Annotated in this window: 16 protein-coding genes; 10 read left to right on the forward strand and 6 right to left on the reverse strand. The window is 69.4% G+C overall.

All coding sequences use genetic code 11. The annotated features are described in order from the left end of the window. Positions 1–84: 84 nt before the first annotated feature. From ASD79_RS06350 to ASD79_RS06370, 5 genes are all read left to right on the forward strand, one after another. A complete protein-coding gene (locus ASD79_RS06350; RefSeq protein WP_056720200.1) occupies positions 85–855 on the forward strand; it encodes a LytTR family DNA-binding domain-containing protein in 771 nt (256 codons plus the stop codon). Between the two features lie 626 nt (positions 856–1,481). After that, the gene (gene ctrA, locus ASD79_RS06355; protein ID WP_007671604.1) at positions 1,482–2,177 is read left to right on the forward strand and encodes a response regulator transcription factor CtrA; all 696 of its coding nucleotides are present in this window, start codon (positions 1,482–1,484) and stop codon (positions 2,175–2,177) included. Between the two features lie 231 nt (positions 2,178–2,408). Continuing rightward, positions 2,409–3,791 carry a peptidoglycan DD-metalloendopeptidase family protein gene (locus tag ASD79_RS06360; RefSeq protein WP_056720201.1) on the forward strand — a complete coding sequence of 461 codons (1,383 nt, stop codon included), beginning with the start codon at positions 2,409–2,411 and terminating at the stop codon, positions 3,789–3,791. Positions 3,792–3,850: 59 nt separating this feature from the next. After that, positions 3,851–5,332, forward strand: coding sequence for a SulP family inorganic anion transporter (locus ASD79_RS06365; RefSeq protein WP_056720202.1), 1,482 nt, complete (start codon positions 3,851–3,853; stop codon positions 5,330–5,332). Between the two features lie 222 nt (positions 5,333–5,554). After that, positions 5,555–6,706, forward strand: coding sequence for an acyltransferase (locus tag ASD79_RS06370; RefSeq protein WP_235524340.1), 1,152 nt, complete (start codon positions 5,555–5,557; stop codon positions 6,704–6,706). 129 nt (positions 6,707–6,835) lie between these two features. Here ASD79_RS06370 and ASD79_RS06375 read toward each other — a convergent pair whose 3' ends face one another. Together ASD79_RS06375 and ASD79_RS06380 are read right to left on the reverse strand one after the other, a co-directional pair. Beyond that, entirely contained in the window at positions 6,836–7,531 is a 696-nt protein-coding gene (locus ASD79_RS06375; RefSeq protein WP_056720204.1) for an HAD family hydrolase, read from the reverse strand. A 196-nt stretch (positions 7,532–7,727) separates the two neighbouring features. Further along, positions 7,728–8,027 (reverse strand): DUF1272 domain-containing protein, encoded by a 300-nt coding sequence (locus tag ASD79_RS06380; RefSeq protein ID WP_056720205.1) that lies wholly within the window; start codon positions 8,025–8,027, stop codon positions 7,728–7,730. A gap of 267 nt (positions 8,028–8,294) precedes the next feature. On the opposite strand from ASD79_RS06380, the gene carA reads away from it, so the two are divergent. The 4 genes from carA to ASD79_RS06400 all read left to right on the forward strand — a co-directional run bounded on the left by carA (position 8,295) and on the right by ASD79_RS06400 (position 12,050). Continuing rightward, entirely contained in the window at positions 8,295–9,461 is a 1,167-nt protein-coding gene (gene carA / locus ASD79_RS06385) for a glutamine-hydrolyzing carbamoyl-phosphate synthase small subunit (protein WP_056720206.1), read from the forward strand. 221 nt (positions 9,462–9,682) lie between these two features. Beyond that, positions 9,683–10,183, forward strand: coding sequence for a MarR family winged helix-turn-helix transcriptional regulator (locus ASD79_RS06390; protein ID WP_056720207.1), 501 nt, complete (start codon positions 9,683–9,685; stop codon positions 10,181–10,183). After that, complete coding sequence (locus ASD79_RS06395) at positions 10,180–11,553, forward strand: S41 family peptidase (protein WP_056720208.1); 1,374 nt, start codon at positions 10,180–10,182, stop codon at positions 11,551–11,553. The genes ASD79_RS06390 and ASD79_RS06395 overlap by 4 nt, the downstream gene beginning before the upstream one ends. A gap of 113 nt (positions 11,554–11,666) precedes the next feature. Continuing rightward, positions 11,667–12,050: a hypothetical protein gene (locus tag ASD79_RS06400; protein ID WP_056720209.1), complete on the forward strand. Its 384-nt coding sequence runs from the start codon at positions 11,667–11,669 to the stop codon at positions 12,048–12,050. 142 nt (positions 12,051–12,192) lie between these two features. Here ASD79_RS06400 and ASD79_RS06405 read toward each other — a convergent pair whose 3' ends face one another. Together ASD79_RS06405 and ASD79_RS06410 are read right to left on the reverse strand one after the other, a co-directional pair. Continuing rightward, positions 12,193–13,794, reverse strand: a complete 1,602-nt coding sequence (locus ASD79_RS06405) for a carboxylesterase/lipase family protein (protein WP_056720210.1) — start codon at positions 13,792–13,794, stop codon at positions 12,193–12,195. A gap of 270 nt (positions 13,795–14,064) precedes the next feature. Continuing rightward, the gene (locus ASD79_RS06410; protein WP_056720211.1) at positions 14,065–15,396 is read right to left on the reverse strand and encodes a hypothetical protein; all 1,332 of its coding nucleotides are present in this window, start codon (positions 15,394–15,396) and stop codon (positions 14,065–14,067) included. 228 nt (positions 15,397–15,624) lie between these two features. Between ASD79_RS06410 and ASD79_RS06415 the strand changes: the two genes are divergently transcribed. Further along, positions 15,625–16,275 carry a glutathione S-transferase family protein gene (locus tag ASD79_RS06415; RefSeq protein WP_056720212.1) on the forward strand — a complete coding sequence of 217 codons (651 nt, stop codon included), beginning with the start codon at positions 15,625–15,627 and terminating at the stop codon, positions 16,273–16,275. Between the two features lie 199 nt (positions 16,276–16,474). On the opposite strand, the gene putA is transcribed toward ASD79_RS06415, so the two are convergent. Together putA and ASD79_RS06425 are read right to left on the reverse strand one after the other, a co-directional pair. Next, entirely contained in the window at positions 16,475–19,567 is a 3,093-nt protein-coding gene (putA, locus tag ASD79_RS06420) for a bifunctional proline dehydrogenase/L-glutamate gamma-semialdehyde dehydrogenase PutA (protein WP_056720213.1), read from the reverse strand. Positions 19,568–19,835: 268 nt separating this feature from the next. Then, positions 19,836–20,074: RHS repeat-associated core domain-containing protein (locus ASD79_RS06425; RefSeq protein ID WP_162252339.1), on the reverse strand; the 239-nt coding region annotated here is incomplete at its 5' end.

The following is a 20,074-nucleotide window of genomic DNA, read 5'->3' on the forward strand; positions in this document are numbered from 1 at the left end:
GGCGGCGCGCGGCGCGGCGCCACGCCGTCTTCGCGAACGGGCGAACGGGTTCGCGAACCGGCGAACCCGCGTTATAGCAAAGCCATGACCGCCACGGCCGAACCGCTGCTGGGAACCGCCCGTGAATGGGCCATCGATCTGGCCGTCGGCGCGGCGATCGGCGTGTTCATGGCGCTGGTCGGGCCGTATGGCAGCTACTTCAACGGACCGCTGCCGCCGCGCATCTTCCACTTCGTCGCCTGTTTCTGGGTGGGAACCCTGATCTTCGGCGTGCTGCAGCGCTTGGCCGTCACCTGGGCGACCCGCGTGGGGGTCCCGGTGTGGCTGGCCGTGGGCGCGGCCTTGCTGGTGGGATGTGTTCCGCTGGCGGCCTTCGTCGGCTGGCTGGCCACCACCCTGTGGCCGTTCCTGCACGGCAAGATCACGCCGCTGGAGTGGTACGGCCAGTGCCTGGTGCTGTCCGGCCCGGTCCTGACCTTCGTGATCCTCCGCCGCAAGCTGGCGGCGCATGCTTCGCCGTCGCGGGTCCCTGTCGTTCGCCCGCCCGTCCCGGCGCCCCCCGCCGCGCCCGGCGACGTGCTGTGCCTGCGGATGGAGGACCACTATGTGCGCGTCCACACCCAGGCCGGCTCGCGGCTGGTGGAGGGCCCGTTCGAGCGGGTGATCGCCGGCCTGGGCGGCGTCGAGGGCATGCGGGTGCACCGCTCGTGGTGGGTGGCCCGCGCGGCGGTGGTCGGGGTGGTCGCCGACGGCCGCAACCTGCGCCTGGCGCTGCGCGGCGACCTGTCGGCCCCGGTGTCGCGGGCCTCGGTCGCGAGGCTGCGGGAGGCCGGGTGGCTGGGGGCGGAGGATTAGTCCCAGTACGTAGTGCAGGCTGCCTTCGGCGGGCGCTTTGCGTCCTTCGAGGCTTCGCTACGCTCCGCACCTCAGGATGAGGAATTCAGCACAACGCTCCTCATCCTGAGGCGCCCTCCAGGGGAGGGCCTCGAAGGACGCACGGCGCTTCCCATCTCAACTCTCGACGAACGCTCCGGGATGACCTGATGTGTGCGGGTGAACGCATCCGCGACCGGACGTCGCGCCATCCCCAGGACCCCGTCCGAGCTCCGTCTCGCGGTGGGCCCGGAAAGGCCCCAGAACGCTCGCGACAGAACGCCGCAATCTCGCCTTACAGATGAACGCGGCGGCCGGAAAAGTCGCCTTCGGCGCGTTAACACATCCCTTTACAGGCCCCGGTTTTAACCCATTCGGGCCCAAAGGAATCGTCTTGACGAACCATCCACAGGCCCCTGCGACCAATGCGACAAACGAGTCGCTGAGCGCTTGCACCCGATTCGCAAATCAGATTAACCATTTCCTCAGCGAGATCATTCACCATTAACCTGTCTTAAATTAACTGTCCGGCAGAGTGTCAGGACGGGTTTCACCGGCGGATTCCGCCTAGCTGTCGAATAATGCCGCCTAAGGGCGGGGAGGGCTGCATGCGCGTACTGTTGATCGAGGATGACAGCGCCACCGCGCAGACCATCGAGCTGATGCTGAAGTCTGAAGGCTTCAACGTCTACACGACGGATCTCGGCGAAGAGGGCGTGGATCTGGGCAAGATCTATGACTACGACCTGATCCTGCTCGACCTGAATCTGCCCGACATGAGCGGCATCGACGTCCTGCGCACCCTGCGGGTGGGCAAGGTCAACACGCCGATCATGATCCTGTCGGGCTCGTCGGAGATCGACACGAAGGTCAAGACCTTCTCGGGCGGCGCCGACGACTACATGACCAAGCCGTTCCACAAGGACGAGATGATCGCCCGCATCCACGCGGTGGTCCGTCGTTCGAAGGGCCACGCCCAGTCGGTCATCAAGACCGGCGACATCGTGGTCAACCTGGACGCCAAGACGGTGGAAGTGAACGGCAACCGCGTTCACCTGACCGGCAAGGAATACCAGATGCTGGAGCTGCTCTCCCTGCGCAAGGGCACGACCCTGACCAAGGAGATGTTCCTCAACCACCTGTACGGCGGCATGGACGAGCCGGAACTGAAGATCATCGACGTCTTCATTTGCAAGCTGCGCAAGAAGCTGGCGGCCTCGGCCCAGGGCAAGCACCACATCGAAACCGTCTGGGGCCGCGGCTACGTGCTGCGCGACCCGAACGAGCAGGTCGCCGCGGCGTAATCGCCAGCGGGCCAGACCTTCCGAAAGTTGAGCGCCCGCCTCCCTGGAGGCGGGCGTTTTCTTTAGGTAGGACAACGGATTAACCATGTCCGTGACAAATCGACCGAAGCACCGAATAGTCCTTGCCCTGAGGCGGAGTCATCCGCCATTTTCCGGCGCGAGATTTGCTGGGGGGCATCCCAGCCCGTGTCATTGTGAACGCACGCGGCATCGCTACCGAACGGGGGCTTGATGCAGGAATTCGATCCGAGACGGCCGACCTTGCGCCTCGCGCCGCGCATCTTCACGGCCGTCGCCGGTCTGGCCGCCCTGGGCCTGGGGTGGAAGCTGACGGCTCCCGACACGCCGGTCCCGGTGGTCCGCGCGCCGCTGGACGCCGTGGCCATGGCCGCCCTGCAACACGCCGCCTTCGCCGGCGCAGAGGCCCAGCCGGGCTTCGACCGTCCGCAATCGATCCCCGTCAAGGTGCGCCCGGGCGAGACCCTGGAAAGCGCCGTGCTGCGGGCCGGCGTCGCTCCCAACGACGCCCGCCAGGTGGTCGCCACGCTGCAGGGGGCCATCGACACCGTCAACATCAAGGCCGGCATGGCCTTCGAGGCCGCCGTCGCCGAGCGTCGCGCCGGCCGGGGTGGTCCCGCCCGGCTGATCGGCCTGTCGATGCGCACCGGCCCGTCCTCGACCCTGACCGTCTCGCGCACCTTCGACGGCGCGATGAAGCTGCGGGAGCTGGAGGAGAAGGTCACCGACGAGACCAAGGTGGCCTGCGGCCAGATGAACGGCTCGTTCTACGAGAGCGTGGCCAATGTCGGCGGCACCCCGGCGGTGATCAGCCAGGCGGCGCAGCTGTTCTCGCACCGGATCGACTTCTCGCGCGACATCCACGAGGGCGACCGGTTCTGCCTGGTGTTCGACCGCAAGGTCACCGAGAGCGGCCGCACGGTCGAGGTCGGCGACCTGGAATACGCCGAGGTCAAGGGCCAGAAGTTCTACGCCTTCGATCGCGACGGGCCTGACGGCAAGCCGCAGTTCTTCGACGAGCTGGGCAAGAACATCAAGGGCTTCCTGCTGCGCACGCCGGTCGACGGGGCTCGCATCACCTCGACCTTCGGCATGCGCAGGCACCCGGTGCTGGGGTACACGCGCGGCCACAAGGGCGTCGACTTCGGAGCCGGCGCCGGCACGCCGATCCTGGCGGCCGGCGACGGCGTGGTGCTGGAGGCCCGCCGCTGGAGCGGCTACGGCAACTGGCTGCGCATCCGCCATTCGGGCCAGTGGGATACCGGCTACGCCCACATCTCGCGCTACGCCAAGGGCATCCGCCCCGGGGTCCACGTGCGCCAGGGCCAGGTGGTGGCCTATGTCGGCTCCACCGGCCTGTCGACCGGCCCGCACCTGCACTACGAGGTCTGGCTCAACGGCCAGCGCGTCAACCCGATCGGCGCCAAGGTGCCCCAGGGCACGATCCTGGCCGGTGGCGAACTGAGCCGCTTCAAGGCCCAGCGGGCGCATATCGACACCCTGCTGGCCCAGGCCGGCGGCGAGGCGGCCGATCCCTCGGCCCCGAAGGTGGCGCTGGCCAGCCTGGACCGGAGCAAGGGGCCGCAACTGCGGTAGACAGGGGCTTTTCCTCCCCTCTATGGGGAGGGACATTCGAGATTGGCGACGGCGCCCCCATGACCTTCCTCACCACCCTCCGTCGCGAGTGGCTGGCCCAGCCGCGCGCGGACCTGCTGTCGGGCACGGTCGTTGCCCTGGCCCTGATCCCCGAGGCCCTGGCCTTCTCGTTCATCGCCGGCGTGGACCCGGCGGTGGGGCTCTACGCCTCGTTCGTGATCGCCATGACCATCGCCTTCGTCGGCGGGCGGCCGGCGATGATCTCGGCGGCCACCGGCGCGATGTCGCTGCTGATGGGCGGACTGGTGCGCGACCACGGCATCGAGTTCCTGTTCGCCGCCAGCCTGCTGACCGGGGTGATCCAGGTCGTGATCGGCGTGCTGCGCCTGGGCCGCTACGTGAAGTTCGTCTCGCGCTCGGTGATGAGCGGCTTCGTCAATTCGCTGGGTATCCTGGTGTTCCTGGCGCAGATGCCGCGACTGGTCGGCGCCAACTGGCAGACCTTCGCCATGGTCGCCGCCGGCCTGGCGATCATCTATCTGTTCCCGCGCCTGACCAAGGCCGTGCCCTCGTCGCTGGTGGCGATCCTCGCGCTCAGCGCCGTCGCCGTGGCCTTCAAGGTCGACGTCCGCACCGTCGGCGACATGGGCCAGCTGCCGACCGTCCTGCCGACCTTCCACCTGCCCGCCGTGCCCCTGACCTGGGAGACCCTGCGGATCATCGGACCGGTGTCGCTGACCCTGGCCTTCGTCGGCCTGCTGGAATCCCTGCTGACCGCCAACCTGCTGGACGACCTGACCGACACGCCGTCCGACAAGGATCGCGAGACGCGGGGGCAGGGGATCGCCAACATCGTCTCGCCGCTGCTGGGCGGCATGGCGGGCTGCGCGATGATCGGCCAGTCGATCATCAATGTGAAGTCCGGCGGCCGCGGCCGGCTGTCGACCTTCTGGGCGGGACTGTTCCTGCTGATCCTGATCCTGCTGCTGCGCGATTGGGTGGCCAGGATTCCGATGGCCGCCCTGGTGGCGGTGATGATCATGGTGTCGTTCACCACCTTCGACTGGAACTCGGTGCTGAAGCTGCGCTCGACGCCGATCCAGTCCTCGGTCGTCACCCTGGCCACCACCGCCACCGTCCTGGTCACCCACAACCTGGCCAAGGGCGTCGTGCTGGGGGTGCTGCTCAGCCTGCTGTTCTTCGCCCGCAAGGTGGGCAAGATGGTCTCGGTCGACGCGCTGCCCGGCGACGACGAGGACTTGCGGCGCTACGCCGTGCGCGGCCAGCTGTTCTTCGTCTCGGCCGAGCTGTTCGTGGCCAGCTTCGAATTCCACGGCCATCCCCGCCGCGTCGAGATCGACATGAGCGGGGCGCAGCTGTGGGACCTGACGGCCGTGGCGGCGGTGGATAAGGTGGTGTTCCGCTATCGCCGCCAGGGCGCGGAGGTGGTGGTGACGGGGATGAACGCGGCCGCCGCCTCGCTGGTCGATCGCGTCGGCCGGCACGACAAGACCCACCTGCCGGAGGGGGCGGGGCACTGACGGGCGGCCCAACCTATGCCGTCTGCGCGATCGCAGTTCCCGCTCTAGTTCTCACGGCTGTCATCCCGGACGAGCGCGCAGCGCGAAGATCGGGGACCGACGCGTGAACTCGGCGCTTCCGGCGGTCCCGGATCGGCGGCCCTGCGGGCCTTGTCCGGGATGACAGCGGTGGGGAACCCCGGTTCAGCCCTTGTGTCCCGTTCTCCCGACGATCGCTTGAGCTTGACCATCGCGCCCGCCCGCCGCATCCCAGGGACGATGAAAGCCTTCCCCGCCCTGAAACCCGACTCCGACGAGATGCTGCACCTCGACGCCCTACGCATCGTCGGGGCGCTGATGATCGTGGTCTTCCACTTCAACCGCTTCATCAACCTGGATGGGCGCTGGCAGCTGGCCGACGACATGGTCAAGGGCTTCAGCCTGATCGTCGACCTGTTCTTCCTGATCTCCGGCTACGTGATGGCGGCGATCTATGCCGGCCGGCTGAACAGCTGGAGCCGGTACGGAACCTTCCTGAAGAAGCGGGTGGCGCGGCTGGGGCCGCTGCATTGGGCGACGATGCTGGTGTTCGTCGCGGTCTGGGCCGCCGGCCAGGCCGGCTGGATCGCCGACCGCGACCCCAAGCGCTACGACCTGGCCTGCATCGTCCCCAACATCGTCTTCATCCACGCCTGGCATGTCTGCCACGCCCAGACCTGGAACTTCGCCAGCTGGGCGATCAGCGCCGAGATGGGCATGTACCTGGCCCTGCCGCTGCTGTTCTGGATCACCGCGCGGGGGCGGATCCTCACCGCCGTGGCGGCGTTCGGCAGCCTGGCGGTCCTGTTGATGAACCCCGACGGCGACATGCCCTTCCACCAGTGGACCTGGAACTTCGGGGTGCTGCGCGCCGTGCCGGGCTTCCTGATCGGCATGCTGGCGTTCCAGCTGCGGCCGTGGCTGGCCAGGCTGCCCGGCGCGCGGTTCTGGATGTGGGGACTGCTGGCCCTGTTCCTGGCCCTGTCGACGATCCGCCTGGACCGCACCCTGCTGCTGCTGGTGGTCTATGCCCTGGGCATGGCGGCGGTGGCCGCCGACGCCGCCGGGACCCAGGGCGGGGTCAGCCGCCGCCTGGCGCCCTGGGCCCAACTGAGCTTCAGCCTGTACCTGCTGCACCCGATCGTCCTGAAGATGGGCCTGGCCTGGGTGGGGCTGGGGATGTGGAACCTGAACGGCGACGCCATGCGGGCCTGGGTGCTGTTCTGGGTCCTGGCCCTGATCCCGATCGCCTACCTGTCGCTGGTGCTGTTCGAGCGGCCGGCGCGGGACTGGATCGGTGGGCTTGGCCAAAAGAACACCCTCTCCCAGCGGGAGAGGGAGGGGCCCGCCGCGTAGCGGTGGGAGGGTGAGGGATCACGCCCTCACTGTTTTCTCTGGGCGCTCTGCCGGCACGCCGTCGAACGTCCTACCCCCTCACCCTCCCAAGCTTCGCTTGGGCCCCTCCCTCTCCCTCTGGGAGAGGGTTTATCGCAGCGTACCCACCCACCCCGGCAGTTCGCCGATCGACCCCAGCTCCACATAGCGCCCGTGCTCCTTCGGGGCCGTCGCGGCCTCGTGGGCCCAGACCAGCGGGTAGGGGATCAGCGCCGCCCAGGCGCCGGCCTCCAGGGCCGGGATGATGTCGGACTTCACCGAATTGCCGGCCATGACCGCCTGCTCGGGGCCCGTGCCATGGCGGGCGAACACCCGGCGGTAGGTGTCGGCGTCCTTCTCCGAGACGATCTCGACGGCGGCGAACAGGTCGCCCAGGCCCGAGGCCGCCAGCTTCTGTTCCTGGTGCAGCAGGTCGCCCTTGGTGACCAGCACCAGGCGGTAGCGCTCCGACAGCTGGGCCAGGGCCTTCTCGACGCCGGGCAGCGGCTCGACCGGCTCGCTGAGCATCTCGCGGCCGGCGGCCAGGATCTGGCGGATCACGCCGGTGCTGACCTGGCTGTCGGTCAGGTCCATCGCCGTCTCGATCATCGACAGGGTGAAGCCCTTGGCCCCGTAGCCGTAGAGCCGCAGGTTGCGCTTCTCGGTCTCGGCCAACTGGGCGTCGATGGCCGCCTGGTCGCCATAGGGCGCCAGCAGCTCGACGAACCGCTTGTGGGTCAGGCGGAACAGGGTCTCGTTGTGCCAGAGGGTGTCGTCGGCGTCGACGCCGACGGTGGTGACGGGCATGGCGGGCTCTCCGGATCGGAGCCGGGTGATACGACGCCAAGTGGGGGGCGCCAATATCATGTTCTTCCCTCCCCCTTGTGGGGAGGGTGGCCCCGAAGGGGTCGGGTGGGGGATCGGCGCCCGGCGCCTGGAGTCAGCAAGCCCCACCCGTCGGCTTCGCCGCCACCCTCCCCATAAAGGGGAGGGACGGGGCCATCTACGGCCGCGCGGCCCAGGACGGCGGCGCTTCCCGCGCCGCGGGCGGCGGCCGCGCGCTGGCGCAGGCCGGGTGGGCCTTGTGGACGCGCCTCAGCGAGGCGGGGAAGCGGTGCAGAGCCGCGGCCGGGCGGATCGGCCGGGCCGACAGGTCGCCGCCGCAGTTGGGGCAGACGCCGGAGAATCGGGTCTCCACGCAGTCGGCGCAGAATGTGCATTCGAAGGTGCAGATCCGGGCCTGGTCGCTGTCGGGCGGCAGGTCGCGGTCGCAGCATTCGCAATTGGGGCGCAGTTCGAGCATGGGCCGTCCTCCCCTGTTCTTCGTGCAGTCTTCTGGATTAACCGGGCCACCATAAGGGCCCGAGGCCATCCGGCGCGAGGGGGCAAGTTCAGCGATCACGGGAATGTGGCGAGCGGCCCGTCCCGCCGTGATCGAAGGGCTTGACCCCCCCGTCATACCCCCCTAGACACGCCGCCGTTTGCGCGGCGGGATGGGGTTATCTCCAGCCCGCCTTTTTGCGACAATGACCGGCCCGTTCTGGCCACGCGTTCTGGAGGCGCTTCCGAGATGTCCAATGACCTTCTCCCCGGCGTCACCGGCGTTCTGGCCCTGGCCGACGGCACGATCCTGCAAGGCGTCGGTTGCGGCGCGGTCGGCGACGCGGTCGGCGAGGTGTGCTTCAACACCGCCATGACCGGCTACCAGGAGATCCTTACCGATCCCTCCTACATGGCCCAGGTCGTCGCCTTCACCTTTCCGCACGTCGGCAATGTCGGGACCAATGTCGAGGACCTGGAACAGATGGCCGGCGGGGCCGAGACGGCCGCCCGCGGGGCGATCTTCCGCGAGGTCCCCACCGCCCAGGCCAACTGGCGGGCCGACAGCGACTTCGACGGCTGGATGAAGCGCCGCAACGTCATCGGCCTGGCCGGCGTCGACACCCGCGCCCTGACCCGCAAGATCCGCGAGACCGGCATGCCGCACGGCGTCATCGCCCACTCGCCGACCGGGGAATTCGACCTGCCCGCCCTGGTCGCCAAGGCCAAGGCCTGGTCGGGCCTGGAAGGCCTGGACCTGGCCAAGGACGCCTCGACCACCCAGACCTTCACCTGGGACGAGGGCCTGTGGTCGTGGCCGGAAGGCTACGCCAAGCTGGGCGCGCCCAAGTACGAGGTCGTGGTCCTCGACTACGGCGTCAAGCGCAACATCCTGCGGGCCCTGGCCCATGTCGGGGCCCGGGCCACCGTGGTGCCGGCCGACACCTCGGCCGAGGTCATCCTGGCCCGCAACCCCGACGGCGTGCTGCTGTCCAACGGCCCGGGCGACCCGGCCGCGACCGGCGCCTACGCGGTGCCCGAGATCCAGAAGCTGGTGGCCAGCGGCAAGCCGGTGTTCGGCATCTGCCTGGGGCACCAGATGCTGGCCCTGGCGGTGGGCGCCAAGACCGTGAAGATGGAACAGGGACACCATGGGGCCAACCACCCCGTGAAGGACCTGACGACCGGCAAGGTCGAGATCGTCTCGATGAACCACGGCTTCACGGTGGACAGCGCGTCCTTGCCCGAAGCGGTGACCGAGACCCACGTCTCGCTGTTCGACGGCACCAACGCCGGCATCGCGGTGACCGGCAAGCCGGTGTTCAGCGTCCAGCACCACCCGGAAGCCTCGCCCGGACCGACCGACAGCCTCTATCTGTTCGAGCGGTTCGCCGGCCTGATGGACGCGGCGAAGTAGGCGTCCGGCGGGCTCCTTGCGTCCTTCGAGGCTTCGCTACGCTACGCACCTCAGGATGAGGAAAGCACAGAGTTCCTCATCCTGAGGCGCCCTCCAACGGAGGGCCTCGAAGGACGCATGGCGGCTCCCGATCTCAACTGTCCATACGTCTCCGCGTGCATCTCCGGTGTCCGAACGCTGTTCGTTGACTCGATATAACAGCGCTTATACATATCTCGCGCATGACGCCGCCCACACCCACGCTCGGCACGCTTCTGCGCCACCTGATCGAGCTGCTCGACGGCGCGGTGGAGCAGGCCTACCGCGCTTCGGGCCTCGACTACCGCCCGCGCTACACGCCGGTGGTCAAGGCGCTGATGGCCCTGGGGCCGGTCTCGATCCGGGTCATCTCGCGCCAGGCCGGCATCAGCCATTCGGCCGCCAGCCAGACCGTCTCGCAGATGGCCAAGGCCGACCTGGTGTTCCTGTCGCCGGGCGAGGACGGGCGCGAGCGCATCGTCGCCCTGACCCCTCGCGCCCAGGCCATGCTGCCCGCCGTCACCCGGCAGTGGCGGGCGGTGAACGCCGCCGCCGCCGGCCTCGACGCAGAACTCTCCGCGCCGCTCTCGGCCCTGCTGGTCGAGACGATCGCCGCGCTCGAACGCCAGGCCTTCAGCGACCGCATCGCCCAGGCCGCCGGCCGGCTTTCCGACGATCCGCAGGTCCCCCTGGAGGCTCCATGAATCCCCGTTTTCTTCTCCTGGCCTCGGCCGCCCTGGTCCTGATCGCGCCGGCCGCGCCCGTCCTGGCCCGGCAGGTGGCGACCGGCGCGGAACAGGCGGCGCCCGACGTCCTGTCCAGGACCGACCGCGACGCGGCCCTGACGGCGATCGCGGCCGCGGTGCGCGCGTCCTACGTCTTTCCGGAGAAGGACGCGGCGATCGTCGCGCGACTGGAAAAGGCGCGCCAGGACGGCCGCTACGACATGGAGGACGCGGGGGTCTTCGCCGAGCGGGTCACCGAGGATCTGCGGGCCGCCAGCGGCGATCGCCACATGTACATGCTCTACAACCCGGCCCAGTATGCGGCGGCCACCAGCGCCAGCCCGGCGGACGGCGCCGCGATGAGCCAGAGCGGGGCGGCGGCCTTCGAGCGTCGCGCCGCCGTCCGCGACCACCATGGGCTGGTCGCGCAGGAGATCCTGCCCGGCAATATCCGCTACCTGAAGGTCGCCGGCTTCGAGTGGATCCAGGACGAGACCGGAGCGGTCTACGACAGCGCCCTGCGCTTCCTGAAGGACGGCGACGCGGTGATCATCGACGTGCGCGGCAATCCCGGCGGCACGCACCAGGCGGTGCGCTACCTGGTCAGCCATTTCATGGATCCGGACGTTCTGGAGCTGACCTTCCTGGAAGGCGGGCAGGCCCCCAAGCAGTCGTGGACCCTGGACCACCTGCCGGCCGGCCGACTGAAGGGCAAGCCGCTCTATGTGCTGATCGACGGCAACACCGGCTCGGCCGCCGAGGCCTTCGCCTACGACGTCCAGCAGTTCAAGCTGGGCGAGCTGGTCGGGGCCAAGACGGCGGGCGCGGCCAACAACAACAAGTTCGTGCCCGTCGCGCCGGGCTTCATGCTCAGCGTCTCCTTCGGCCGTCCCGTCCACGCGGTCAGCCAGGCCAACTGGGACGGAACCGGCGTCGCGCCGACGATCGAAGTCGCGTCCGCCCGGGCCCTGGAAACCGCCCAGTCCCTGGCCCTGACGCGCCTGGCGGCGGCGCCCGGCGCGTCGCCGGAAGCGCTGGCCGAATACGCCTGGGCCCGCATCACCGTCGACGCGGCGTTGAAGCCGGTCTCGATCCCGCCCAGCCGGCTGAAGGCCTGGGCGGGACCTTATGGCGAGGTCACGATCAGCTTGCGTGACGGCAAGCTGTGGATGGCGCGGGCCGAACGGCCGCTGCGGAGCCTGACGCCCCTGACCGCCGACGGCCTGTTCGCCGTCGACGGCTCGGACAGGCTGCGCGCCCGCTTCACCGACACCGGGATGGAAACCCTGTGGCGGGGCGATCCCGACGCCCGGGTCTATCCGCGGGGGACGGCGGCGCCGAAGGGCTAGCTTCACAAAACGACGACCAGACTGTCACGGGGCCATCACGCTCCCCGCCGGGGCGCGTGGTAGCCTTTTGGCGTTCGCGTGACCCGGTTTCCCCTCTGCAAGCGAGGAATCCCATGACCTCTTATGAACGCATCGGCGGCGAAGCCGTCGCCCAGGCCGCCCTCGACGACTTCTTCCAACGCGCTCAGCAGGACGACCTGCTGGCCCACCTGATCGGCGCCGTGATCACCCCCGGGGCGCGGGCCTTCGTGGCGGCCGCCCTCGACCTCGACAACCACGACGAGGCCATGCTGGCGCCGGCCTTGGCCTGGTTGGCCGAGGAAGGGCTCGAGGACGACGACCTGGACCACATGGTCGGCCACCTGGCGCTGGCGCTCGAGGCGCGCGGCCTCGACGACGAACTGGTCGCCGAGATCGCCGACCACGCCGAGGCCCTGCGCGACGCGGCGCTGGGGGTGTGGCCGGAAGACGAGGACGAAGACGAAGTCGCCGCCTGACTGGAAAGACCTCCCCCTGTGGGGGAGGTGTCGGCGCAGCCGACGGAGGGGGGAGGTTTAGGTAGGCCGCGCGCAGGCTCGACCTTCGCAGACTCCCCCCACCGGTCGCTGCGCGACCGCCTCCCCCACAGGGGGAGGAATTTTACGTCCCGAACTGCGTGAACGGCACCTTGTTGAACAGCTCGCGCTCGGCCCCGCGCGGGTCGTCCTCCATTCGCGAGGTGTTGTCGAACACCATCGTCTGGCGCTTGGGCAGGCCATAGGGCTCCCACTTCGGCAGCGACGGCGTGTTGGGGTTTCCCGTCCGGGCGAAGGCGATGAAGGCGTCGGCCAGGCGCTGGTGCATCGCCACCGCCTCCGGTCCCGAGCCGGTGATCACCCCCGGCGCGTCGAAATTGCCGAACACCAGCTGCATGTCCAGCGTATGGGGCGCGCCCCAGATCCCGCCGTCCTTGGGCGAGCGCCAGTCCAGCTGGTAGGCGAAGGCCGGGGCCCCGGCCCTGGCCCGCTCCTCGTCCTGAATGATCGCCGCCTTCCACGAGCGGCCGGCGGTCGAGGCGGCGAAATAGACGTCGGCCGGGGTGTAGGCCGGATAGATCCGGCGATAGGCCGCCACCACCGTGGCCGGGTCGATGTCGATGCGGGCGTTGAACTGGGCCGGCAGCTTGTCGACCACCTGCTCCCAGGTCAGGTCCATCAGGCTCTTGTCGTAGCCGACGAAGCCGCGCGTCTCGTCATGGGTGTTGCCGCACATCATCGGCACGTCCAGGCTTTGCGGCGCGGCGTCGGGGAAGAACGGATGGCGGGTCAGCGAGCGCTCGTCCAGCACCGGGCCCATATAGACCCCGCCCGAGCCGGCGATCGGGTCGACGGCCTTCAGACCCGCCAGGAACTGCTCGGCGGGCAGGGCGCGCAGGGCGGCCAGGTCCTTGATCCCCAGCTTGTCGATGAAGCCCTTGGCGCGCTTGGTGGCGTTGAACGGGCCGGCGGCGGTGACCTGCTGGCCGCTCATGGTGGCGGCGCGGTGGAACAGGCCCTTGGCGGCCGGCATGGCCATCAGGGTGGCGATCTTGGCCCCGCCGCCCGACTGTCCGAACAGCATGACCTTGCCGGGGTCGCCGCCGAACGCGGCGATGTTGTCGCGCACCCATTGCAGGGCCAGCACCAGGTCCAGCTGGCCGACATTGCCGCTGTCGGCGACGCTGGGGTCGTCGAACAGTCGCGACAGATAGAGGTAGCCGAAGGCGTTGAGCCGGTGGTTGACCGTCACCACCACCACGTCGCCGCGCCGGGCCAGCTTGGTTCCGTCGTACCAGGGGCTGGCCCCCGAGCCGGTGTTGTAGGCGCCGCCGTGGATGTAGAACATCACCGGCCGCTTCTTGCCGCCCCCTTTGTTGTCGAGGGCCGCCGGGGTCCAGACATTGAGGAACAGGCAGTCCTCGCTCAGGGTCTCGCCGTCCTCGCCCTTGCCTTGAGGGCAGGCCGCGCCATAGGCCAGGGCGTCCTGGACGCCGGTCCACGGCTGGGGCGGCCGGGGCGGCATGAAGCGCAGCGGCCCGGTATCGGCCCCGTAGCGCAGGCCCTTGAAGACGCTGACCCCGCCCGTGCCGGCGCCGCGCACCTTGCCGGCCGTGGTGGTCACGACAGGACCAGGCCTGGCGGCCAGGACGGGGCTCGAGGCCAGCGCCAGGGCCGCGCCCGCGCCGACGATCAGGCCGCGTCGGCCGACATTGGAATGGTCCATGAGCTTCCTCCGGCGCGGTTGGGCTCGCGCTCGGCGAAATCGCTACCACGGATCATGACACCGGTAACATCCACTTTTTTGGCTCACCGAGACCCTCTCCCAGAGGGAGAGGGAGGGGCCCAAGCGAAGCTTGGGAGGGTGAGGGGTTTAGGCGTCAGACGGCGTGCCGGCAGGGCGCTCATAGAAAAACGGTGAGGGCGTCACCCCTCACCCTCCCACCGCTACGCGGCGGGCCCCTCCCTCTCCCCTCCGGGAGAGGGTTCTAAATCTCTACAGCGCCGCCACCGCCTTCGCATGCGCCCGCACCACGGCCAACGTCGTGGCGTCGGTGTCGAACACCCCGAACAGCCCCTGTTCCTCCTGCGGCGGATCGCCGACATAGGCGCGGTCGCCCATCTTGAACCAGGCGTCGGGGTGGTGGGCGCGGCCCTCGCCGTTCCAGGCCCAGAAGTTGGTTCCGGCGACCGGGCCGCCGGCCTTCATGTCGGCCAGGGCCAGGTCGAAGACCGTGCCGTAGAAGCGGTCCTTGAACGTGGCCGGCGCGCCCGGCGCGAAGGCGCGGCCGTCGCGGATCAGGCCGAACTCCTCGATCACCAGCGGCTTGTTCAGCCCCTTGGCCAGGGCGATGTGGCGGCTGATGTAGTCGCGGCACCGGGCCTCGCCGGCCGCGTAGGTCCCCGGCTGGTCCTTGAAGTCGATCCAGCCCCAGTTGTTGGGCCAGACGTGCAGGGTCAGGTAGTCGATGCTGGCCGGCTTGTGGGCCTCCACCACACAGGCCTCGCGTTGAAGGCAGCCCATGTCGCCCTCGCTGCCGGTGCTGACCAGGTGGCGCGGGTCGAGCCCCTTGATGAAGGCCGAGGTCTCGGCGATCCAGCGGTAGTAGGTCGGCAGGTTGGCGACGCCGAACGCTTCGCTGCCGCCGGGCCGGGGCTCGTTGGCCAGTTGCCAGGCCATGATCGTCGGGTCGTCGCGATAGGGCTTGCCGGTGACGCTGCTGGTGCGGCCGACCAGGGCGCGGACATAGTGCTGGAACAGGGCCTGCGCCTTGGCGTCGCCGTAGAAGCGGGCCGAATAGTCGGCGAACTGCGGCCAGGGGTGGGCCGGGTCGCCCTGCTGGAACCACTCGCCGTTGCCGGTCCAGCGCAGATAGGCCGGCATGCCGCCCGACCAGTCCCAGAAGTTGTTGAGATAGATCACCGCCTTCATGCCGCGCCGGCCCATCTCGGCCAGCAGCACGTCCAGGCCCTTCAGCAGGTTCTGGTCGTAGTCCTCGCCCGGGCCCCGGAAGGTCGGGTCCATCGCCACCTTGGCCGGCGAGCGTTCGCCCGCGCCCAGCACGCGCAGGTTGGTGACGCCCAGGGCTTTCAGCCGGTCCAGCTCGCGCCCCAGCCGGGCCCGGTCGCCCTCCGGCCCCGGCGAGCCCAGCCAGGCCCCGTACCAGAGGTTGGCGCCGACGAAGCGGTAGGGCTTGCCGTCCAGGCTGAGGCGGCCGTCCTTGACTGTAACGAAGGGGGTGGAAGCCTGCGCGCCGTACGCGCCGCCGGCGCCGGGCGCGGCCATGGCGGCGGCTCCGGCCATCATCAGGCGACGTCTCGACAGCATGTTTGCCTCCCTTGTTTTCATGCAACCTAGCGGAAGGCCGCGGCGCGGGGGAGGGGATTAAGTAAATTCGATTTTGGAATCCCAGCGCCGCTCCCGAAAAAAGGACAACGTGGTCATGTCGGAAAGCCCGCTGGTGGCGCGTCCTCGGGACAGAACAGACGCGCGCGAGATCATCGCCACGCGCTGTGTCACGTTGGATCGCGCCATGCACGCGCCGGGAGGTCACCCATGAAGCCCACCATCACCGCCTTCAAGCAGTCGCCCGATCGCGGCAGGGGCCTGGCGCGCGACATGCGCGTTCGCTGGGCGCTCGAGGAAGTGAGCCTGCCCTACGACGTCCAACTGCTGACGTTCCCCGAAATGAAGGCGCCGGCTCACCTCGCGCGCCATCCCTTCGGTCAGATCCCCACCTACGAGGAGGGCGACTTGGTCCTGTTCGAGACCGGCGGCATCGTGCTGCACATCGCGCAAAGCCATCCGGGCCTGCTGCCGGACGACGCCAACGGCCGGGCGCGGGCGATCACCTGGATGTTCGCAGCGCTCAGCACGGTGGAGCAGTCGATCGTCGAGCTGCAGTGGGTCATGTTCACCGAGCGCGACAAGAGCTGGTACGAGGAGCGCCTGGCCATGGTCCACGACCGCATCCGCGCGCGGCTGGCCGAGCTCTCCCAGCGGCTCGGCGACGCCGACTGGCTGGACGGGGCGTTCAGCGCCGGCGACCTGATGATGGCCTCGGTGCTGCTGAGGGTGAGGGGCTCGGGCCTGCTGGACGAATATCCCAACCTCGCCGCCTATGTCGCCCGGGCCGAAGCGCGCCCCGCCTACCAGCGCGCCTTCGCCGAACAGCTGGCGGTCTTCCACGCGGCGTCGGGCGGGTAGGGGCGGCGCCCGTATTCAGTGGTGGGCGGACGATCCCGAAAATTTCAGAGACCTAAAACCGTTGTCATCCCGGAAGCCTCGCGGAGGCTGTCCGGGACCCAGGGGCCGGCGCAGTGCGGCGGTCCTGGGTCCCGGCCTTCCGCTTCGCTACAGCCGGGATGACAACGTTTTAGGGACAGACTTCAGCGGCTCTCCAGTCCTACAGGTTCAGCAGCGCCGGGTCGCCGCCCTGCGCCGTGATGTTGACGCTCAGCGCCCGCTCGACCGCGTAGCGCAGCAGGGCGTGGGGGCCGCCGGCCTTGGGGCCGGTGCCCGACAGGCCCTCGCCGCCGAAGGGCTGGACGCCGACCACGGCGCCGGTCATCGAGCGGTTGACGTAACAGTTGCCGGCCGGGACCAGGCGCTGGACATCGGCCGCGAAGCTTTCGATCCGCGAGTGGACGCCCAGGGTCAGGCCATAGCGGCGGGCCGCCAGGGCCTGCGCCACCGGCTCCAGGTCCTCGGGACGGTAGCGCACGACGTGCAGCACCGGGCCGAACACCTCGCGCTCCAGGAAGTCGGCGGCCGGGATCTCGGCCAGGACGGGGGCGAAGAACGTCCCGGCCTCGGGGGCCTTCAACTGGTGCAGGACCTTGGCCTCGCGGTTCAGGCGCACCAGGTGCTTGTCGAGCGCGTCCCTGGCCTCGGCGTCGATCACCGGGCCGACGTCGGTGACGGCCAGGGCCGGGTCGCCGATCACCAGGGCGTCCATCGCCCCCTTCAGACCGTCGATCACGCCGTCGGCGGTGTCTTGCGGCAGGAACAGCAGGCGCAGGGCCGAGCAGCGCTGGCCGGCGCTGCCAAAAGCGGACAGGATGACGTCGTCGATCACCTGCTCGCGCTGGGCGGTGGTGTCGACGAACATGCCGTTCAGGCCGCCGGTTTCGGCGATGAACGGAACGATCGGGCCTTGCCTTTGGGCGAGCGTCTGGTTGATCCGCCAGGCGGTGTCGGTGCCGCCGGTGAAGGCCACGCCGTCCAGGCCCTCGTGGGCGGTCAGGGCCGCCCCGACCGTCTCGCCGCGTCCCGGCAGCAGGGCCAGGAGGCGGTGGTCCAGGCCGGCGGCGTGATACAGCTTGATGGCCTCGAAGGCGATCAGCGGGGTCTGCTCGGCCGGCTTAGCCAGCACGGCGTTGCCGGCCGCCAGGGCGGCGGCGATCTGGCCGGTGAAGATGGCCAGCGGGAAGTTCCACGGGCTGATGCAGACGAACACCCCGCGCCCGGCCAGGCGCAGGCTGTTGGTCTCGCCCACCGGGCCGGTCAGGACCTCGCCGGCCAGGCCGAACTGCTCTTCGGCGAGCTTGGCGTAGTAGCGGCAGAAGTCGACGGCCTCGCGCACCTCGGCCACCGCGTCGGGCAGGGTCTTGCCGGCCTCGCGCGACAGGATGGCGCACAGGCGCTCGAGATTGGCTTCCAGGGCGTCGCCCATGGCGCGCAAGACGCCGGCGCGCACGGGGCCGCCGGCCTGGTCCCAGGCCGGCTGGGCGGCGCGGGCCAACTTGAAGGCCTGGTCGATCTGCGGCAACTGGGCCTCGGAGACCACGCCCACCACGCGGGCGTTGTCGGTCGGGCTTTGCACCGGCATCGGCGGCGCGCCCGCCGTCAGCTTGCCGCCGATCAGCGGACCGGCCGACAGGGTCAGCTTGTCCAGTTCGGCGACATGGGCGGCCAGGCGGTCGCGCGCGGCCTTGACGGACAGGTCGACGCCGGCGCTGTTGCGGCGACGCGGACCGTAGATGTCGGTCGGGACCGGGATCTTGGCGTGACGGTCGGGATGGGCCTCGACCGCGGTGACCGGGTCGACCACCACCTTCTCGACCGGCACCCGCTCGTCCAGCAGGGCGTGGACGAACGAGGTGTTGGCGCCATTCTCCAGCAGGCGGCGGACCAGGTAGGGCAGCAGGTCCTCGTGGCCGCCCACCGGGGCGTAGGCTCGCAGGGTGATGCCGTCATAGAGGTCGTCGGCGGCCTTGTAGAGCGCCTCGCCCATGCCGTGCAGGCGCTGGTGCTCGATTCGGACGCCGGCGTTCTTGGCCATGCGGACCACGGCGGCCAGGGTGTGGGCGTTGTGGGTGGCGAACTGGGCGTAGAGGTGCGGCGCGGCGGCGACCAGGGCCTTGGCGCAGACCAGGTACGACAGGTCGGTGGCGGGCTTGGTGGTGTAGACCGGATAGTCCGGACGACCGGCCACCTGGGCGCGCTTCACTTCGCTGTCCCAATAGGCGCCCTTCACGAGGCGGACCATCAGGCGGCGGCCGGTTTCCTTGGAGAGGGCCGTCAGCCGGGCGATCACCTCGGGGCAGCGCTTCTGGTAGGCCTGGACGGCCAGGCCCAGGCCGGTCCATTCGCCGAGGCCGGGCTCGCGGCACAGCCGGTCCAGCAGCTTCAGCGACAGCGCGAGCCTGTCCGCCTCTTCGGCGTCGATGGTGAAGTTGATGTCGTGCTTGGCCGCGATCAGGGCCAGGCGCAGGACGCGCGGATAGAGCTCGTTCCAGACCCGGGCTTCCTGCGTCGCCTCATAGCGCGGCGTCAGGGCCGACAGCTTGACCGATACGCCGTGGCCGGCTTCGGGGCCGGCCTTGTTCGACAGCTTGCCGACGGTCTGAATCGCGTCGGCATAGGCCTTCTCGTAGCGCTCGGCGTCGGCGGCGGTGCGGGCGCCTTCGCCCAGCATGTCGAAGCTGCAGATGTCGCCGTCATTGGCGGCGCGCTTGATGGCCGCCTCGATCGTGCGGCCCAGCACGAACTGCTCGCCCATGATGCGGATGGCCTGGCCGACGGCGGCGCGGATCACCGGCTCGCCCAGGCGGCCGGCGATCTTCTTGATGAAGGCCGGCAGGTCCTTCTGGGCCTGGTCGTCCGGCTCGACGATCTTGCCGGTCAGCATCAGGCCCCAGGTCGAGGCGTTGACGAACAGGCTGTCGGAGCCGCCCAGGTGGCTGGCCCAGTCGGCCGAGCCGATCTTCTCGGCGATCAGCTTGTCCCTCGTGTCGTCGTCGGGGGTGCGCAGCAGGGCCTCGGCCAGGCACATCAGGGCCAGGCCCTCGCGGGTGCCCAGGCTGAACTCCTGCAGGAAGCTTTCGACCACCCCCTGCTTGCGGACGCTGCGGCGGGCGCCGCGCACCAGGGCCTCGGCCTCGGCGCGCACGGCGGCGCGGTCTTCCGAACTCAGGGGCTGGGCGGCCAGCAGGTCGGCGATCACCGCCGCCTCGTCACGATACTTGCCGTCGTCCAGGGAGTCCCAATCGGTCATGGTCGCCTCGCTATTGGTATATCGTCGCTATATCGCCGCCTTGTTCGAAGGTGCTTCGTTTGTTTTGGGATCGGGCAGTACGATCTTCGGCAAAACCGCCGAGGGACGCTATTGGCTCCAAGGGTCGCGGCCCATGGGCGTCAAGTATAAGAACAAACACGCCGCCTCCGTCATCCCGGGCCTTGTGCCCGGGACCCCTTTGTCCGCCGCAAGGACAGAGGGGTGGCGCGCCGGTGCTGTCAGCTTAACCGGAGCTCCGGTGGCGGGGTTATTGCCGGTCGGGTCGGTCTTTGTTCAGCGGATCATTGTTGACGTACGCATACCAGTTCAGGCCTGCGCCATAGCCGATGGGATCAGTCTGTAGAAACCGTCCCAGGGTCGGAGAATAGACCCGGGCCTTGTAGTGATACAAGCCCAGCTCGGGGATCCAGGTCTGGCCGGTGTACTGGAACCGGCCGACATTGCCGGCGTCGGGCAGGCCGTATTCGTCATACTTGTTCAGCGTCT

Origin of the sequence: Caulobacter sp. Root655 (assembly GCF_001427665.1) — a bacterium.
In the GTDB taxonomy this organism is placed as follows: Bacteria; Pseudomonadota; Alphaproteobacteria; order Caulobacterales; family Caulobacteraceae; genus Caulobacter.

Excerpts from the sequence above, each read along its gene's own strand:
- ASD79_RS06375 (WP_056720204.1), bottom strand. The coding sequence starts at position 7,531 with ATGCCCGTCACCACCGTCGGCGTCGACGCCGACGACACCCTCTGGCAC.
- ASD79_RS06360 (WP_056720201.1), top strand. The coding sequence starts at position 2,409 with ATGCAGGAATTCGATCCGAGACGGCCGACCTTGCGCCTCGCGCCGCGC.
- ASD79_RS06410 (WP_056720211.1), bottom strand. The coding sequence starts at position 15,396 with ATGCTGTCGAGACGTCGCCTGATGATGGCCGGAGCCGCCGCCATGGCC.
- ASD79_RS06365 (WP_056720202.1), top strand. The coding sequence starts at position 3,851 with ATGACCTTCCTCACCACCCTCCGTCGCGAGTGGCTGGCCCAGCCGCGC.
- ASD79_RS06380 (WP_056720205.1), bottom strand. The coding sequence starts at position 8,027 with ATGCTCGAACTGCGCCCCAATTGCGAATGCTGCGACCGCGACCTGCCG.
- carA (WP_056720206.1), top strand. The coding sequence starts at position 8,295 with ATGTCCAATGACCTTCTCCCCGGCGTCACCGGCGTTCTGGCCCTGGCC.
- ASD79_RS06405 (WP_056720210.1), bottom strand. The coding sequence starts at position 13,794 with ATGGACCATTCCAATGTCGGCCGACGCGGCCTGATCGTCGGCGCGGGC.
- ASD79_RS06400 (WP_056720209.1), top strand. The coding sequence starts at position 11,667 with ATGACCTCTTATGAACGCATCGGCGGCGAAGCCGTCGCCCAGGCCGCC.
- ctrA (WP_007671604.1), top strand. The coding sequence starts at position 1,482 with ATGCGCGTACTGTTGATCGAGGATGACAGCGCCACCGCGCAGACCATC.
- ASD79_RS06415 (WP_056720212.1), top strand. The coding sequence starts at position 15,625 with ATGAAGCCCACCATCACCGCCTTCAAGCAGTCGCCCGATCGCGGCAGG.
- putA (WP_056720213.1), bottom strand. The coding sequence starts at position 19,567 with ATGACCGATTGGGACTCCCTGGACGACGGCAAGTATCGTGACGAGGCG.
- ASD79_RS06395 (WP_056720208.1), top strand. The coding sequence starts at position 10,180 with ATGAATCCCCGTTTTCTTCTCCTGGCCTCGGCCGCCCTGGTCCTGATC.
- ASD79_RS06350 (WP_056720200.1), top strand. The coding sequence starts at position 85 with ATGACCGCCACGGCCGAACCGCTGCTGGGAACCGCCCGTGAATGGGCC.
- ASD79_RS06390 (WP_056720207.1), top strand. The coding sequence starts at position 9,683 with ATGACGCCGCCCACACCCACGCTCGGCACGCTTCTGCGCCACCTGATC.